The organism is Amycolatopsis endophytica, assembly GCF_013410405.1.
GTDB lineage: Bacteria > Actinomycetota > Actinomycetes > Mycobacteriales > Pseudonocardiaceae > Amycolatopsis_E > Amycolatopsis_E endophytica.
Genome location: NZ_JACCFK010000001.1, coordinates 3,026,893 through 3,043,204, shown reverse-complemented (window position 1 = coordinate 3,043,204; position 16,312 = coordinate 3,026,893). Strand labels below are relative to the sequence as shown.

Annotated in this window: 17 protein-coding genes; 5 read left to right on the top strand and 12 right to left on the bottom strand. The window is 69.7% G+C overall.

Going from position 1 to position 16,312, the window contains the following annotated elements; translation table 11 throughout:
• Positions 1–90: 90 nt before the first annotated feature.
• A complete protein-coding gene (locus HNR02_RS15080) occupies positions 91–597 on the bottom strand; it encodes a DUF3558 domain-containing protein (RefSeq protein ID WP_179773806.1) in 507 nt (168 codons plus the stop codon).
• Positions 598–612: 15 nt separating this feature from the next.
• Positions 613–768, bottom strand: a complete 156-nt coding sequence (locus HNR02_RS15075) for a hypothetical protein (RefSeq protein WP_179773805.1) — start codon at positions 766–768, stop codon at positions 613–615.
• A 309-nt stretch (positions 769–1,077) separates the two neighbouring features.
• Between HNR02_RS15075 and HNR02_RS15070 the strand changes: the two genes are divergently transcribed.
• From HNR02_RS15070 to HNR02_RS15060, 3 genes are all read left to right on the top strand, one after another.
• Positions 1,078–1,605 carry a hypothetical protein gene (locus HNR02_RS15070; RefSeq protein ID WP_312861017.1) on the top strand — a complete coding sequence of 176 codons (528 nt, stop codon included), beginning with the start codon at positions 1,078–1,080 and terminating at the stop codon, positions 1,603–1,605.
• A 116-nt stretch (positions 1,606–1,721) separates the two neighbouring features.
• Positions 1,722–3,020 (top strand): acyl-CoA dehydrogenase family protein, encoded by a 1,299-nt coding sequence (locus HNR02_RS15065; RefSeq protein ID WP_179775927.1) that lies wholly within the window; start codon positions 1,722–1,724, stop codon positions 3,018–3,020.
• 19 nt (positions 3,021–3,039) lie between these two features.
• On the top strand, positions 3,040–4,248 hold the full coding sequence (locus HNR02_RS15060; RefSeq protein ID WP_179773803.1) for an acyl-CoA dehydrogenase family protein: 1,209 nt from the start codon (positions 3,040–3,042) through the stop codon (positions 4,246–4,248).
• A gap of 56 nt (positions 4,249–4,304) precedes the next feature.
• Here the strand turns inward: HNR02_RS15060 and HNR02_RS15055 are convergent, their stop codons facing one another.
• The 9 genes from HNR02_RS15055 to HNR02_RS15015 form a co-directional block, all read right to left on the bottom strand.
• Positions 4,305–4,730: a DUF6228 family protein gene (locus tag HNR02_RS15055; RefSeq protein ID WP_179773802.1), complete on the bottom strand. Its 426-nt coding sequence runs from the start codon at positions 4,728–4,730 to the stop codon at positions 4,305–4,307.
• 47 nt (positions 4,731–4,777) lie between these two features.
• Complete coding sequence (locus HNR02_RS15050) at positions 4,778–5,818, bottom strand: alpha/beta fold hydrolase (RefSeq protein ID WP_179773801.1); 1,041 nt, start codon at positions 5,816–5,818, stop codon at positions 4,778–4,780.
• Positions 5,819–5,866: 48 nt separating this feature from the next.
• Positions 5,867–6,700, bottom strand: a complete 834-nt coding sequence (locus tag HNR02_RS15045) for an SDR family oxidoreductase (protein ID WP_179773800.1) — start codon at positions 6,698–6,700, stop codon at positions 5,867–5,869.
• A gap of 760 nt (positions 6,701–7,460) precedes the next feature.
• Entirely contained in the window at positions 7,461–8,282 is an 822-nt protein-coding gene (locus HNR02_RS15040; RefSeq protein ID WP_312861016.1) for a hypothetical protein, read from the bottom strand.
• A complete protein-coding gene (locus HNR02_RS15035; RefSeq protein ID WP_179773798.1) occupies positions 8,279–8,770 on the bottom strand; it encodes a SigE family RNA polymerase sigma factor in 492 nt (163 codons plus the stop codon). Before HNR02_RS15035 ends, HNR02_RS15040 begins: the two co-directional genes overlap by 4 nt.
• Before the next feature lie 85 nt (positions 8,771–8,855).
• Positions 8,856–10,010, bottom strand: a complete 1,155-nt coding sequence (locus HNR02_RS15030) for an acyl-CoA dehydrogenase family protein (protein ID WP_179773797.1) — start codon at positions 10,008–10,010, stop codon at positions 8,856–8,858.
• Entirely contained in the window at positions 10,007–11,956 is a 1,950-nt protein-coding gene (locus HNR02_RS15025) for an acetyl-CoA carboxylase biotin carboxylase subunit (RefSeq protein ID WP_179773796.1), read from the bottom strand. The genes HNR02_RS15030 and HNR02_RS15025 overlap by 4 nt, the downstream gene beginning before the upstream one ends.
• Positions 11,957–11,961: 5 nt before the next feature.
• Positions 11,962–13,575: a carboxyl transferase domain-containing protein gene (locus HNR02_RS15020; RefSeq protein WP_179773795.1), complete on the bottom strand. Its 1,614-nt coding sequence runs from the start codon at positions 13,573–13,575 to the stop codon at positions 11,962–11,964.
• A 109-nt stretch (positions 13,576–13,684) separates the two neighbouring features.
• A complete protein-coding gene (locus tag HNR02_RS15015) occupies positions 13,685–14,464 on the bottom strand; it encodes an SGNH/GDSL hydrolase family protein (protein ID WP_179773794.1) in 780 nt (259 codons plus the stop codon).
• A gap of 153 nt (positions 14,465–14,617) precedes the next feature.
• Between HNR02_RS15015 and HNR02_RS15010 the strand changes: the two genes are divergently transcribed.
• Both HNR02_RS15010 and HNR02_RS15005 read left to right on the top strand, forming a co-directional pair.
• Positions 14,618–15,208, top strand: coding sequence for an SACE_7040 family transcriptional regulator (locus HNR02_RS15010; protein ID WP_179773793.1), 591 nt, complete (start codon positions 14,618–14,620; stop codon positions 15,206–15,208).
• A 61-nt stretch (positions 15,209–15,269) separates the two neighbouring features.
• A complete protein-coding gene (locus tag HNR02_RS15005; protein WP_179773792.1) occupies positions 15,270–15,734 on the top strand; it encodes a hypothetical protein in 465 nt (154 codons plus the stop codon).
• Here the strand turns inward: HNR02_RS15005 and HNR02_RS15000 are convergent.
• Positions 15,731–16,309 (bottom strand): TetR/AcrR family transcriptional regulator, encoded by a 579-nt coding sequence (locus tag HNR02_RS15000; protein ID WP_218902878.1) that lies wholly within the window; start codon positions 16,307–16,309, stop codon positions 15,731–15,733. The genes HNR02_RS15005 and HNR02_RS15000 overlap by 4 nt on opposite strands.
• Between the last annotated feature and the right edge of the window lie 3 nt (positions 16,310–16,312).

Below are 16,312 nucleotides of genomic sequence, written 5' to 3'. Positions count from 1 at the left end.
CCTCAGTCCTTGAATCACCCCAGATGCTGCGTCGCGGCTTCGTCGGCGCCACTTCCAGCGCCTCCGCCGAGCTCCGGGCCTGGAAGCTGATCAGCTTCCGGGAAGCAGTGGTTCGAGGTCAGCGGCTAGCTCCTGCGCGGCGGCGCAGACCTGAGCATGTGCCGTACCGGAGATCACCGCCGTGACCAGGGCTCGGGCATTCTCGCCCACCGCGAGCGCCACCTCACACGAACTGTCACCGGTCGGCGCCCCCTGCAGAGCTTTCCGCCCGTTGACCTCGACGGGAACCGCGCCAGGCACCTGCGCTGGATACTCGGCGAGGCCCTGCGCGGGATCCAACGCGATACCGCGAGCACCGGAGTCGATCTTCGTCGCGACACACTCGTTGCGCACGGTCTTGCGTTCCCCTGGGTCGAAGCCCTGACCGGTGAGCAGCTGATTGAGGATTGTGCACGCGTCGAGGGCCCCCAAATCCGCACTCCCTGACGGCGCGGCCGCCTGCGGATCCGGCGAAGGACTGCCATTCACCGTGCTCGCGCAACCGGAGATCGCCACAACCGCGACGGCGCATGCCAGGAGGCCGACGGCGCGAACCATACGAGTCACGTGTCCTCAGTCCTCGAACTGCCTGAGCTGGTCCTCAGCAGCGGCGTCCGCGTCTTCGTAGTTGCGCATCGCCACATCCAACGCGTCCAGGAGGCTATCCAACCCCTCCATCAAGGCGTGGAAGACCGGCACCAATGAGCGATCGTCCGAATCCATCGCCATCCGCATGTGCTCGGAAACGCGAAGGGCGTACTCGTCGTTGCCCAGCTTCGGTGCGCACCGGGCTCATCGGCATGCCCGGGATCGCACTACCGACCTGCTCGACTGCCTCGCCGTCCTCAGCCACCTTGCCCCCATCAGTGATACCTCGCCTACACAGCGTACAAGGCAATGGGGCGCGGCGGAGCGCGTTTCACCGCACCACCCACCTCGGGAACCGCCCGCGCCGAGCCTCGACCGAGCTGCGTCCGAGCTGACCGCATCCTGCCGATCCGCCTCCTGATCGCACCGATCCGCACTAGCGTGATCGACGTGAAACGTGCCGCAGTTCTGGTCCTCCTCGTGCTACTGGCCGGCTGCAGTGGCGACGAGCAGCCCGCCACCCCGGCCGCGGCCCCCTCGTCGTCGGCTGCGACCCCCTCGTCGTCCGCGCCACCGGCCCTCACCGCCGCGGACGGGCGCGACTACAACGCCTGCGCGGACGGCACCTGTGAAGTCATGGTCGATGGTCCGGTCGACATCGCGCTGACCGGGCAGGGCGGTCTCCACCAGCTCTCCGTCGCGGCCGTCACCGCCGACGGCATCGACTTCGCCACCGACGGCGGCGGGACCGGCTCCCTCACGCCCGGCTGCGTGTCAACTCTCTACGAGAACGGCAGCGGCTCCAGCTGCAGCAGCGGCGAGCCGGAGAAGCCGAAGCCGGTCGACGGGGTGCTCGCGATGCAGGTGGTCGAGGTCCGGGACGGCATCGCCGTGCTCCGGCTCGTCTCCGGGGCCGTCGGCCCGCCGCCCTCGTCGCTGCGTCCGCCCGTGCCGGTGTTGCCGACCTGGCACCCCTGACCACGCCCGCTGGCGCCGAGCAGCCCTGATACGCTAACCTACTCGTGAGTAGGTAACGGCGATGGGAGTGCGACGTGGCAGCGCTCAGGGAGAACAGCGGGCGGAAACGGGACGTGATGGGCCTCGGCCTGGCCGCCCTCTCCCGGCTCGCGGGCAGCAGGACCCTGGAACGCACCGGGCTGAGGCAGCCGGTGCAGAACCTGGTGTCCGCGGCGACCAAGGGCGGCTTCAAGGCCGCCGGCGCGGCGAGCCGGACCTTCGCCTCGTCCCGGAAGCGTGGCGGCGACGCGGCCCGCCCGGCACCGGCCGAGGACAAGGGCCTCTTCGACCTCACACCGTCCGAAGACCAGCAGATGATCGTCGAGACGGTGGGCGAGTTCGCGGCCGAGCAGCTGCGGCCCGCGGCCGCCGAGGCAGACGAGAAACTCAGCCCGCCGGACGGTCTGCTCACCCGCGCCGCCGAGCTGGGCGTCACGCTCATCGGCATCCCGGAGGAGCTGGGTGGCGCCGGGGCGGAGCGCTCGGTCGTCACCAACGCCCTGGTCGCCGAGGCCCTCGCGCACGGCGACCTCGGTCTCGCGGTCGCCGTGCTGGCGCCGTCCGCGGTCAGCAACGCGCTCGTCCTGTGGGGCGACGCCCAGCAGCAGGCCGACTACCTGCCGGAGTTCGTCGGCGAGAACGTGCCTGCCGCGGCGCTCGCGCTGCTGGAGGCCAAGCCGCTGTTCGACCCGTTCAAGCCCGCCACCAGGGCGCGTCGCACCCCGAAGGGCTATCAGCTCGACGGCGTGAAGTCGCTGGTCCCCCGCGCGGGGCAGGCGGAGCTGTTCATCGTCTCGGCCGACCTCGAAGGGCGCGGTCCCGCGCTGTTCCTCGTCGAGTCCTCGACCGCGGGCGTGTCCATCGAGGCCGACCCGGCGATGGGCCTGCGTGGCGCGGCGACCGGGAAGCTGCACCTGGAGAAGGTGTCGCTGCCCGCGGGCGCGCTCCTGGGCGGCGGCTCACCGGACGTCTTCACCGAGGCCGTGCGACTGTCCCGCCTCGGGTGGGCGGCCCTGGCCACCGGCACCGCAAAGGCCGTGCTGGACTACGTGATCCCCTACGTCAACGAGCGAACCGCGTTCGGTGAGCCGATCAGCCACCGTCAGGCGGTCGCGTTCTCGGTCGCCGACATCGCGATCGAGCTGGAGGGAATGCGCCTGGTCACGCTGCGCGCGGCGGCTCGGGCGGAACAGGGCAAGCCGTATGCACGTGAGGTCGCGCTGGCCCGGAAACTGGCCGCGGACAAGGGGATGCGGATCGGCAGCGCCGGTGTCCAGCTGCTCGGCGGGCACGGGTTCGTGAAGGAGCACCCGGTCGAGCGGTGGTACCGCGACCTGCGTGCGATCGGTGTGCTCGAGGGCGTCGTCCTCCTCTGACAAGCCTGGGAAGGTCATCATGATCAATCTGGAAACCCCGAAGAAGGCCAGGGCGCTGATCAACCAGGCGTACCAGGCGGCGTCGGAAGTGCTGCGGCCGGTTTCGCGGAAGTACGACCGCGCCGAGCACGAGTACCCGGTCGAGCTGGACATGTTCGCCGCGGTGCTGGACGGGCTGAACTCCTCCGGAGAGGGTGGCGCGGGCGCCGCGGGCGTGCGGCGCAACGAAAAGGAGAAGCAGACCGGGAACCGCAACGGCGGCAACCTGTCCACGGTGCTCGGCACGATCGAGATGTGCTGGGGCGATGTCGGTCTGCTGCTGTCGATGCCACGGCAGGGCCTGGGCAACGCGGCGATCGCGTCGGTGGCGAACGACGAGCAGCTGACCCGGTTCGCGAAGACGTGGGCCGCGATGGCGATCACCGAGCCGGACACCGGTTCGGACTCGGCGAACATCACCACGACGGCCACCGAAGACGGCGACTGTTACGTGCTGAACGGCGAGAAGATCTTCGTGACCTCCGGCGACCGCGCGGACGCGGTGGTCGTCTGGGCCACTTTGGACAAGAGCGCCGGGCGCGCGGCGATCAAGTCGTTCGTGGTGGAGAAGGGCATGCCCGGGTTCGAGGTGGTGCGGCTGGAGCACAAGCTCGGGATCCGCGCGTCGGACACGGCGGTGCTGCGGTTCGACAACTGCCGCGTGCCGAAGGAGAACCTGCTCGGCTCGCCGGAGGTCAACACCTCCAAGGGTTTCGCGGGCGTCATGCAGACCTTCGACAACACACGTCCCCTGGTGGCCGCCATGGCCGTCGGCTTGGCGCGCGCCGCGCTGGAGGAGACGGCGCGGATCCTCGCCGAAGCGGGCGTCGTGGTGGACTACGACCGCCCCGCGCACCAGCAGCACGCCGCGGCGGCGGTGTACCTGGAGCTGGAAGCCGACTACGAAGCGGCGTACCTGCTGACGCTGGAGTCGGCCTGGATGGCCGACAACCGCAAGCCGAATTCGCTGCAGGCTTCGATGGCGAAAGCCAAGGCCGGCCGGTCGGTCGTCGACATCACCCTGCGGTGCGTCGAACTGATCGGCACGCTCGGCTACACCGAAGACATGCTGCTCGAAAAGTGGGCGCGGGACTCGAAGATCCTGGACATTTTTGAGGGCACGCAGCAGATCCAGCAGCTCATCGTGGCGCGCCGGTTGCTGGGGAAGACTTCGGCCGAGCTGAAATAGCTTGTGCGGGAACGGAAACCGTCCGGCTCTCGTGAGGCAGAGAGCCGGACGGTTTGTCAACTCGAGTGCAGGAAAGCTTGCAGATCGGCGGCCAGGTGCCGCATATCCTCACCGGCGTCGACCGTGATCACGACCGAGGCGTTCCACCGAGCGGCGCCCTGTCGGCAGGTGGAGCCGATCGTCCAGGTGAGATCGACGTGGCCGCCTGGACGGTGTTCGGCGATCACCGTCAGGTTTCCGCTGAGCGCTGACCACGAGCGGGCGCCCGGCCAACCGCGGAAGCCCTCGGCCAGCTGGCGGACGAACGCATCGAGGTCGTGGCTGAGGTCGCCGACGGTTCCGTCAGCCGTGACACCGTAGGTCTCCGCGCGAGGGCCGGAACCCGAGATCTCCACGCCGAAGGTGACGAAACCGTGCTGGGACGTCGCTCCGCGCAGGTGGACCGCGACCTCGCCGTCGCACTCGCGGATCACCATGGTCATCCCGGAATTCTAGACGGGTCATCGCAGTCCCGTCGCCGGTATTTCCGCTAGGGTTTCCTCTGCTCGTCCAGGAATTCGTCGATGCAGTGCCACGTCGTGTCGCGGGCGCGGCGTCCGGTGAGCACGCCGAGGTGCCCGCCGGGTGCGGTCTCGAACCGCACGGACGGCGCGTTTTCCAGCAACGGCACCAGCCGCTCCACGGCGCGCCGCGGGGCGATGGTGTCGTTGTGGCCGGCGATCACGAGCGTCGGCACCTTCACGCCCGACAGCGAGATGATGCGGCCGTTCAGGTCGAGCCCGCCCTCCACGAGGTCATTGGCGCGGAAGAACCGGTGGTAGATCTGCCCGAACGTGCGGCCGGGGTAGGCGATCATGTTGTCCATGAAGTGGTCGACCGCCTCGATCTGCGCGAGGTAGTCCTTGTCGCCCAGGTTCTGCAGGATCGCGAGCGGTTTGGTGAGCTGTTTGTTGATCCCCGTCGCCCAGAACACGCGTTCGACCACATAGGACGGTGCGCCACCGAGCATCCGGTACAGCGGCGTGAGCAGGTACCCGCCGGTGAGGTCGACCAGCGGCCGGAACGGCGCGACCAGGGGGATGGCGGTGAAGTCCACTGGTGACGCGATCGTGGTGATCGACTTGATCGGCAGGTCGGCCTGGTCGGCGGCGGTGAGCAGCGAGAACAGCCCACCGAGGCACCACGCGACCAGGTGCACGCCGCGGCCGCCGGAGTCCTCGCTGACCTTGCGGATGGCCCGCGGCAGCACCTCGTCGATCCAGTGTTCGATACCGAGGCGGCGGTCGGAGAACGCGACGGTGCCGTAGTCCACCAGGTAGGTGCGGTTCCCGCGCTCGACGAGGTGCTCGGCGACGCTGCAGCCACGGCGCAGGTCGAAGCAGAGCGCCGGCGCGGCCAGCGGCGGCACCAGCAGCACCGGATCGCCGTCCGCGGCCGGGCTCATCCGGTACAGCGACCGGTTCGGCCCCTGGTCGACCAGTGCGCGCGGCACCGGGCGCAGATCGGCCAGGCCGCCACGCAGCACCCCGAGCGCGTTCTCCGCCATCGCGACCACCGGAGGTGTCAGCATCAGTCGAACTCCGTTCCCGTCCTCTCGGCCCTGCCCGCCGACGCTACTTCACGGCCGCCGCACTCCTGCCTCGTACTCCGCCCGCGCGCCCGCATGCGCTTGCGTGAACACCTTGTCCGCGCCGATCGCGCGCATGAACCACTCCGTGAGCGGCCGCGGCAGCAACCGGCCGACGCGGCCGCTCACGTCCAGCGACCTGGGGACGAACACGTCGAAACGCGGCTTCTCCAGCGCTTCGACGATCGCCTTCGCGACGTCCTGGGGCCGCAGTGACGGGAACAGCTTCGTTTCGGGCAGACCGTCGGCGAGGTGGGTGCGCACGACCGCGGGCATCACGCACGTGATGTCCACCCCCGACCCGCGCAGTTCCTGCCGCACCGCCTCGGACAGCCCGACGACGGCGTGCTTCGTCGCGCAGTAGGTAGCCGCGCCGGGGAACCCGATCTTGCCCGCCATCGACGCCACGTTCACGATGTGCCCCGCCCCACGCGGCCGCATGCGCCGGACCGCCTCGCGTGTGCCGTGGATGACCGCGCCCAGGTTGACCTCGATCTGCTTCGCGGTGGCCGCGTCGTCCTCGTCGGCCAGGGGCGAGAGCAACATGACGCCGGCGTTGTTGATCAACACGTCGATCGGCCCGAGGCGACGCTCGACCTCGTCGAGGAACTCACTGAATCCCCGGTGGTCCGCGACATCGAGCGGCAGGGCGATGGTGTCCCCGTCCAGCTCACCCGCGGTCTTCTCGGCGAGAACCGGATCGAGGTCGCCGATCGCGACCTTCGCACCCCTGCCCACCAGGGCACGCGCCGTGGTGGCGCCGATTCCCTGCGCGCCGCCCGTGATGACGATGACCTTGCCGTGCAACGTTGCCATGCCAGCCATACTGCCCGGTAACTTACATCTGCGCCAGAGATGTCACACCCGCTGTTCGAAGATCCGGACGGAGAGAAGCCACGGGCGAAGCGGTGCGCCAGCGCCGTGCCGAAGGCGAGCGCCAGCGAGCTGCAGTAACACCCAGAGCTGGGTGGTCATCCCGTCGCCTGACAACGGAACGATCACTTTGAGCCAGGCCCGCAACATCCGTGCTCACCGGCGGTCGAAGAGCAAAACCTTGCGGGCCTGGCTCAAAGTGATATGCACAAACAGGAAGGCGACGGGATGACCGCACAGCGGACCACCCACTTGAGGTGAGCTGGGCTGCGGGAGCCGTGGTCATCCCGGAGTCTGCCTGTCCGGCGAGGACGCTCTTGATCTTTAGAGCCGAGCCTGCGGCTGGCTCGGTGACCGCTGGTTACTTGGGCGGCCGGTAGGTGGTCACCTTGCGACCTCCCCCGCCCCTCCTTGCGGATGGTTTCAGTCGCTGAGCAGCGGCGTCAAGGCGGGAAAGAGTACCTTGACCCCGCTGATCAGCGACCAAAGGCGGGCTGGGGATCGGGGCGGGGGAGGTCCGGGCACGTCGCGGTTCGGCTTCCGTTACCGGGTGGCGGTTTCCGAGGGGCGCCCGGCTTGCGTTGCTGGGTGGTGTGTCCCGGAAGGGCCAACACGCCAGCGGGAACGGCCAACACGCTGACCGGAAGGGCCAACACGGCGACGGGAGCGGCAAACACGCGCGTGTTTGCCGCTGCGGGCGGCGTGTTGGGCGTCAGCAGTTGTGTGTCAGCAGTTCGAGGCGCAGGCTGGAGATCGTTTGCGCAGGGCTGGTGTTGAAGATGTACACGGCCTTCGCGTTGCCGGGAACCGGGGTGGTGATGGTGTAGTTCGTGATGGTCGCGTCGGGGTAGGCGGCCATGACCTCCGCGTCGGTCGAGCCGCGTCCGAATCCTTCCGGTGTCGTCACGTCCGGTTTCGCCGGGATGCGTGCGACACCGTACGTCGGGGAGATGTCGACCGGCGTGCTGCCGCCGTTGCGGAGCCAGTAGCGGTGACACGGGCTGCCCGACACGCCTTCCGACAGGTCGAACTCGTCCGTGGCGAGTGCCGCTGATTCGCTCATGCCCAGCGTCAGGCGTCCCCATCCGGTGGGGCCCAGTGTCCTGTCGGTGGAAGCCGCGCGCAGCTGCGAGCTTGTTGCGGGGCCGGAACTTCGGGAGGTGCGCTGGCCGCCGCCGGACGCGCCGGAGGTGGTCGTCGCGGTCCCAGCGCTCGACGAAAGGGGTGGCGGGCTCACCGGGCTCGTCGGCGACGCGGGGGGCTGGACCAGCGATTCGGCGCTCGTCGGGACCGTCGTGACCGGGGGGTGTGTCGCGGGCAGGGTGTCCTGTCGTCCGCCGCCGACGCCGCCCAGCGCGATGCCGGCCACGGCCAGCACGGCGATCGTCAGGCCACCACCCGTGACAGCGGCCGCGTGACGACGCCGACGGCGTCGGCGGGCGCCTGCCACCACGGCCAGCTCCGCGCCCGGGCGCACGGGGATGTCGACGCGTTCGTCCTGGAAGAGCCGGTTCAGCTCGTCTTCGAAATTCACCACGCGTCCCCCGCCAAGGCCAGGCTCCCCAGTTTGCCCCGCAGACCCGCCAGCGCCTTGCTGGCCTGGCTCTTGACCGTCCCCGGGCTGATTTTCATCGCATCCGCGATCTCCGCCTCGGACAAGCCCTCGTAGTAGCGCAGCACCACGACCGCCCGCTGCCGTGGCGGCAGAGCAGCGAGCGCCTGCCACAGCGGCTCGTGCTCGAGCCGGTCGACCGGCGCCACCGGGGGCGGTTCCGGGATGTCGGCGACGAGGTTCTCCCGCCGCCTGCTGCGCCACCGGCTGACGTGCGTGTTCGCCATGGCCCGCTTCACGTACGGCAGCGGGCTCTCCGCGGCGCGCAGCGTCCCCCAGCGCACACCGATCTTCTCCAGCACGATCTGCACCAGGTCGGCGGCGTCGTGCGGGTTGCCGGTGAGGAGATGCCCGTACCGGAGCAGGCCGGGTAATGCCACCCGCACGAACTCCGCGAAGTCCTCGTCCACCGCGCCCCCTGCACCGTGAGCCGTCCCGGCTCGTCCGGGCGGTACACGCGCGAAAGGCGCGGCAGGTTGCCTCAGCTCACCTGATTCAGCGAAGCCCCAGCTCACGGGCGATGAGCATGCGCTGCACCTCGCTGGTGCCCTCGCCAACCTCCAGGATCTTCGCGTCCCGGTAGAACCGTCCGACCGGGAACTCGTTCATGAAGCCGTAGCCGCCGAAGATCTGCGTCGCGTCGCGGGCGTTGTCCATCGCCGCGTTCGACGAGACCAGCTTCGCGATCGAGGCTTCCTTCTTGAACGGCTCACCGCGCAGCATCTTCGACGCGGCCGCGTAGTAGGCCAACCGGGCGGTGTGGGCGCGGACCTCCATGTCCGCGATCTTGAACTGGATCGCCTGGTACTCGCCGATGCGGTGCCCGAACGCCTCCCGCTCCCCCACGTACCGCAGGCACTCGTCGACGCACCCCTGCGCGAGCCCGACGCTGAGCGCGGCGATCGCGACCCGGCCCTCGTCCAGGATGGACAGGAACTGGGCGTACCCGCGGCCGCGCTCGCCGAGCAGGTTCTCCGCGGGCACGCGGCAGTCCGCGAACGACAGCTCGTGGGTGTCGGAGGCGTTCCAGCCGACCTTCGAGTACTTCGGCGCGACCGTGAACCCGGGCGTGCCGGCGGGCACGATGATCGCCGAGATCTCCTTGCCGCCGCCCTGCTTCTCACCGGTCACCGCGGTCACGGTCACCAGCTGCGTCATGTCGGTGCCGGAGTTGGTGATGAACGACTTGCTGCCGTTGATCACCCACTCGTCGTTGTCGACGCGCGCCGTCGTGCGGGTCGCGCCCGCGTCCGAACCGCCGCCGGGCTCGGTCAGGCCGAACGCGCCCAGGGCCGCACCCGAGCACAGTTGCGGCAGCCAGCGTTCCTTCTGCTCGGCGGATCCGAAGCGGTACAGCGGCATCGCACCCAGCGACACCCCGGCTTCGAGCGTGATCGCGACCGACGAGTCGACCCTGGCCAGCTCCTCCAGCGCCAGGCACAGCGCGAAATAGTCGCCACCCATCCCGCCGTACTCCTCGGCGAACGGCAGCCCGAACAGGCCCATCGAGGCCATCCCGCGCACGATTTCGTACGGGAACTCCTCGCGCTCGTAGAAACCCCCGATGACGGGCGCGACCTCCTTCTGCGCGAAGTCGTGGACGCTCTTGCGCAGCGCTTCGTACTCTTCACCGAGCCGGAAGTCGATCATTTCTGCTCCTTGACCACCGCGAGCGTCTCGTCGAGGGCCACCTGCTGGCCCACCTGGACGCGGAGTTCTTCGACCACGCCGTCGACCGGGGCGGTCAGCGTGTGTTCCATCTTCATGGCCTCGACGACCAGCAGCGGCGCGCCCGCGCTCACCACGTCGCCCTGCGCGACCTTGACCACCAGCACCGTGCCGGGCATCGGGCTGACCACCGGGCCCGCCGCGCTCGCCTCGCCGTGCGCGGCGAGCAGGTTGGGACGCTCGCCGACCACGACGCCGTGCCCGTCCCGGCCGAGCCACACCCGGTCGTCCGGCGCGTCCGCCCGCAGGTACCGGCGGAACTCGCCGCCGTAGTGCACTTCCAGCCGGTTCCCCTTGCGCTGCGCGGAAACCGGGACCGGTTCGGCGCCGTCCACACTCACCCGCGAACCCTCGACGGTGACGAGCGCTTCGGTGTCCCCGGCCCGCAACCGGAACGTCACGCCGCCCGGCCCGCCGAGCCGCCACCCGCTCGGCACCGCCCACGGGTCGGAGGTGTCGGCAGGCATCAGGCCCAGCAACCGGTCCATCGCGGCCGCGACGAAGAACTCGTCCGGAACGGCCACCGCGGTCAGATCGCCGAGACGGCGTTCGACGAGCCCGGTGTCGAGCTTCCCGGACCGCACGTCCGGATCGTCGAGCAGCGCCCGCAGGAAGGTCACGTTGGTCGTCACGCCCAGTACGGACGTGCCGGCCAGTGCCCGGTCCAGCCGGTGCAGCGCCGACGCGCGGTCCGGGCCCCACGCGATCACCTTGGCCAGCATCGGGTCGTAGTTCGACCCCACCGCCAGGCCCTCGGCCAGCGAGGAGTCGACCCGCACGCCCTGTCCACCCGGCTCGTCGAGCGCGAGCACGGTGCCGCCGGTGGGCACGAACCCCCGGGACGGGTCCTCGGCGTAGACGCGGGCCTCGACGGCGTGCCCGTTCAGCCGGATGTCTTCCTGTGCCAGGGAAATCGGCTCACCCGCGGCGATCCGCACCTGCCATTCGACGAGGTCGAGCCCGGTCACCATCTCGGTCACCGGGTGCTCCACCTGCAGCCGGGTGTTCATCTCCATGAAGAAGAACTCGTCCGGCCGGTGCGCCGACACGATGAACTCGACGGTGCCCGCGCCGACGTAGCCGACCGAGCGGGCGGCCTCGACGGCGGCGGCCCCCATCCGCGCGCGCGTCGCCTCGTCGAGCAGCACCGACGGCGCCTCCTCGACGATCTTCTGGTGCCGCCGCTGCAGGCTGCACTCGCGCTCACCGAGGTGCAGCACCGTGCCGTGGGTGTCGGCGAGCACCTGGATCTCGATGTGCCGGGGCGTGGTGACGAACCGTTCCAGCAGCAGCCGGTCGTCGCCGAAGGACGAGCGGGCCTCGCGCTGCGCGGACTCGATCGCGGCCGCCAGCTCACCCGGCTCGGTCACCAGGCGCATGCCCTTGCCGCCACCACCCGCGGAGGGCTTGAGCAGCAACGGGTAACCGACCTCGTCGGCAGCGGCCGCGAAATCGTCCACATCGGACAATCCGGGGACGACCGGCACGCCTGCCGCCGACACCGTCGCCTTGGCGCGGATCTTGTCGCCCATCCCGTCGATCGCCGCGACCGGCGGACCGATGAACACCAGCCCGGCCTTCTCGCACGCCGCCGCGAACTCGGCGTTCTCGGCGAGGAAGCCATAGCCGGGGTGAACGGCCTGCGCGCCGGAGTCGGCGGCGGCGCGGACGATGTCCGGAATGGACAGATAGCTGCGCGCCGCCTCAGCGGGACCGATGCGGATCGCCGTGTCGGCCTCGTGCACGTGCCGGGCGTCCGCGTCGGCGTCGCTGTAGACCGCGACCGAGCGGATGCCCAGCCGCCGGAGTGTGCCGATGACGCGGACCGCGATCTCGCCGCGGTTGGCGACCAGGACTGTGTCGAACATGCCCCTCACATCCGGAAAACGCCGTAGCCGACCGGTTCCAGCGGCGCGTTCGCCGCCACCGACAACGCGAGCCCGAGCACCATGCGGGTGTCCGCCGGGTCGATCACGCCGTCGTCCCACAGCCGCGCGGTCGAGTAGTAGGGGCTGCCCTGCTCCTCGTACTGGCGGCGGATGGGGTCCTTGAACTCCTCTTCCTCCTCGGCGGCCCACTCGCCACCGCGGCCCTCGATCGAGTCGCGGCGCACGGTCGCCAGCACGGACGCGGCCTGCTCGCCGCCCATCACGGAAATGCGGGCGTTGGGCCACATCCACAGGAAGCGGGGCGAGTACGCGCGCCCGCACATCGAGTAGTTGCCCGCGCCGAACGAGCCGCCGATGATGACGGTCAGCTTCGGCACGCGGGCGCACGCGACGGCGGTGACCATCTTGGCGCCGTGCTTGGCGATACCGCCGGCCTCGTAGTCGCGTCCGACCATGAAACCGCTGATGTTCTGCAGGAACACCAGCGGGATCGAGCGCTTGTCGCACAGCTCGATGAAGTGCGCGCCCTTCATCGCCGACTCGGCGAACAGGACGCCGTTGTTCGCGATGATTCCGACCGGGTGGCCGTGGATGTGGGCGAAACCGGTGACGAGGGTGGCGCCGTACTCCTTCTTGAACTCGTTGAAGCGGCTCCCGTCGACGATGCGCGCGATCACCTCGCGGACGTCGTAGGGGGTCCTTGAGTCGGTGGGCACCGCGCCGTAGAGCTGCTGCGGGTCGACGGCGGGGGCCTCGACCTGCTTGACCTCCCACGGGCGCGGGCTGCGCGGGCCGAGGGTCGCGACGATCGAGCGGACGATGGTGAGCGCGTGGGCGTCGTCGTTGGCGAGGTGGTCGGTGACGCCGGACTGGCGGGCGTGCACGTCGCCGCCACCCAGCTCCTCGGCCGTCACGACCTCACCGGTCGCGGCCTTCACCAGCGGTGGGCCGCCGAGGAAGATCGTGCCCTGGTTGCGGACGATGACGGCCTCGTCGCTCATCGCCGGGACGTAGGCGCCGCCCGCGGTGCAGGAGCCGAGCACGGCCGCGATCTGCGGGATGCCGCGGGCCGACATGGTCGCCTGGTTGTAGAAGATGCGGCCGAAGTGCTCGCGGTCCGGGAACACGTCGTCCTGCCGCGGCAGGAACGCGCCGCCGGAGTCGACCAGGTAGACGCACGGAAGGTTGTTGTGCAGCGCGACTTCCTGCGCACGCAGGTGCTTCTTGACAGTCATAGGGTAGTACGTGCCGCCCTTGACGGTCGCGTCGTTGGCGACGATCACGCACTCGCGGCCGGACACGCGGCCGATGCCGGTGATGATCCCGGCGGCCGGAGCCTCGTCGTCGTAGAGACCGTTGGCGGCCAGCGGCGACAGCTCCAGGAACGGCGAGCCGGGGTCGAGCAGGGCGTCCACCCGGTCGCGCGGCAGCAGCTTGCCGCGTTCCACATGCCGGGCACGCGCCTTCTCCGAGCCGCCCGTGCGGGCCACCGCCAGACGCTTGCGCAGATCCTCGGCCAGCTCCGCGTGACTGGTCGCGTTTCGTGTGTATTGCTCACTTCGCGGGTCCGCGGAGGTGCCGAGCACCGGGTAGTCCATGACCCTCCTCGTCCAGCGCCGGACATGGTTAGTCGTCGTTAACGTCAGGCTCGATGTTAACCACGACTAACGTGCACTGTCCAGCGCCGGACGAGGTCGGCACCACGAGTCAGCCGAGCGCGGCCACCAGCGACGGGTAGTAGCCCTGCGCCTGTCCGGTCGCCGTGGGGTGGTAGGACTCGTCGATCGGGTACGTCACGCTGTGCAGCCACGCGTCACCCGAGCAGATCTCGTGCCCGGTGAAGGCCGGGCGCACGTCGGCGAAGGCGAACCCGGCCGCGGACGCCGCCTTCTGGGTGACCGTGTCCAGCGCGTCCGCCCCACCGTTGATGTAACCGCGCGAGGTGTCGGACAACCCGACCGAGCAGGAGCCGCCGATCTGGTAGAAGTGCGGGTATCCCAGGACGATCACCGTCGCCTCGGGCGCGCGCGAACGGATCTCGCTGTAGGTGTTCTCCAGCAGGCCGGGCAGAGTGCCGTTGACGAACGCCGTCGCGTTGTCGATCGCCGTCTTGCAGCCCGAGTCGCCGCCGAGGATGCAGTCCTGCATCACGTCCGCGAAACCGGCGTCGTTGCCACCGACGCTGATCGTCACCAGATCGGTCTCGTCCGACAGCGCGGCGACCTGGTTGTTCAGCACGTCCGAGGTCCTCGCGCCGGAACATGCCTGGAAGTCCAGCGAGGCCGAAGTCTGCCCGGCGTAGAGCGCCGGGTAGGCGTTCGAGCTGCGCTTGCAGGCGGAGGAGTCGAGGTAGTTCCCGGCACCCACCCCGGAGGAGTAGGAGTCGCCGAGCGCGACGTAGTCGAGGGTGGCCGCCGCGGCCACTCCGGAGGTCAGGCCGATCGCGGCGAGGGCCGCGACGACGGTGGCAGCAAGCCTTTTCAGCACAGCGGGGACCACCCTTCGTGAGTAATCAACTCACTGAACGATTACCAGGTGCAATGCCCACAAGGGAGCCCCTTTTAGGAGGCACTTTGGCTACCAACAGGTGACGAACGGCAGACGTTAGCGCTCGCTAACCTGAGTCGATACGATGTTCCGGTGTCGACGAGCCCCACTCCGCTGGTCTCCGGCGAGAAGACCACCCGCCGCGAGCAGATCCTGACCGCGGCCGCCGAACTGTTCGCGCGGCACGGGTTCCACGGCGTCGGCATCGACGACATCGGGGCGGCGGTCGGCATCTCCGGTCCGGCGCTCTACCGGCACTTCCGCGGCAAGGACGCCATGCTCGGGGAGATGCTGAACTCGATCAGCCACTACCTCCTCGACGGCGGCACGGCCCGCGTCGAGGAGACCAGCGATCCCGAGCAGGCGCTGGCGGCGCTCGTCGAGTTCCACGTCGACTTCGCCCTGACCCACCCGTCGCTGATCACGGTTCAGGAGCGCAACCTGGCGAACCTCACCGACGCCGACCGCAGGCAGGTGCGCGCTCTGCAGCGTCGTTACGTAGAGGTATGGGTGAAGGTGATTCGTGACGCCGTCCCCGAAGTGGGGGAACGCCAGGCACGGTCGGCGGCACACGCCGTGTTCGGCCTGATCAACTCGACTCCGTACAACCGCCATCTGGACGACGACGAACTGGCCGTCCTGCTGCGGCGACTGGCCCTGGGCGCGCTGCGGTCCGCGGCGTGATCATCACGTCACTCGTTTTTCCCACTACCTTGAACGCCTTTCCCCCGCTTTGATAGATCCCGTGACCCAGGACCGGCAGGAGCTGATCTCGCGGGCGCAGCGCGCCCTCGTGGCGATGCAGCTCGGCCGAGACGACGACGCGCTCGACGAAGTGGCCCCGTCGAGCCACGACGAGACGCGTGAACTGATGCTGCTCCTGTTCGAGGAGTGCAGCACGCTGGTGACCACGCTCGGTGACGGGGGCAGCGCGCCGGTGAAGGTGCAGGTGTTCGACGAGACCGGCGAAGAGGTCTCGATCGACCAGGCCGATCCACCGGTGCGCACCGCGGTCCGGACGCTGCTGGCCGAGGTGCACGGCAACACCGAAGCCGCCGCGGAACAGGTGGAGATCGCGCTGGCGAGCGCCAACCGGGACGAGGTGGACAGCCTGACCCTGCAGGCACTGCGCTGGACGATCCGGCTGTCGACCGAATGCCTGGAGCGCGATCTGCCGGTCACCGAGTGGATCTCCGAGGCGCTGGCCTAGGAAGTGCCGCCGGGCCGGATGCCCTCGACGAGCATGTGCGCGAGCTCCTCACCGCCGACCGTCCATTTCTCCCGGTCCAGGTGCCCGCTGAATTCCAGTCCGGCGATCCCGTGCGCGCTCGCCATCAGCAACGCCCCGTAGCGGCGCGCGTCGGCGTCGCCGACCAGGTCGGCGACGATGGTGAGGAACTGGTTCTCCAGACGGGCCGCCGCCGCGGTGGCCGCCGGATCGTCGGCCGGGGTGCTGAACATCAGCGCGTACCGGTGCGGGTGCCGCCTGCCGAGTGTGATGAGCACCATCAGGGCCCGTTCGAGCCGGGTGCCCGGATCGGCACCGGGGTCGGCACGCAGCTGTTCCACCTCGTCCGCCACGGAGTTCCAGGCGTTGATCGCCAGTTCGGTCAGCAGGTGCGCCTTGTGGTCGAAGTGCCCGTAGGGGGCGCCGCGGGAGACCCCGGCACGGGCTCCGACCGCGCGGAGCGTCACCGCCTCGCGCCCGCCCTCGTCCAGCAGGTCGGACGCGGCACGCACCAGGGCGCTCCGGGTCGCCGCGGCGGTCTCAGCGCGCGTCACCATGCC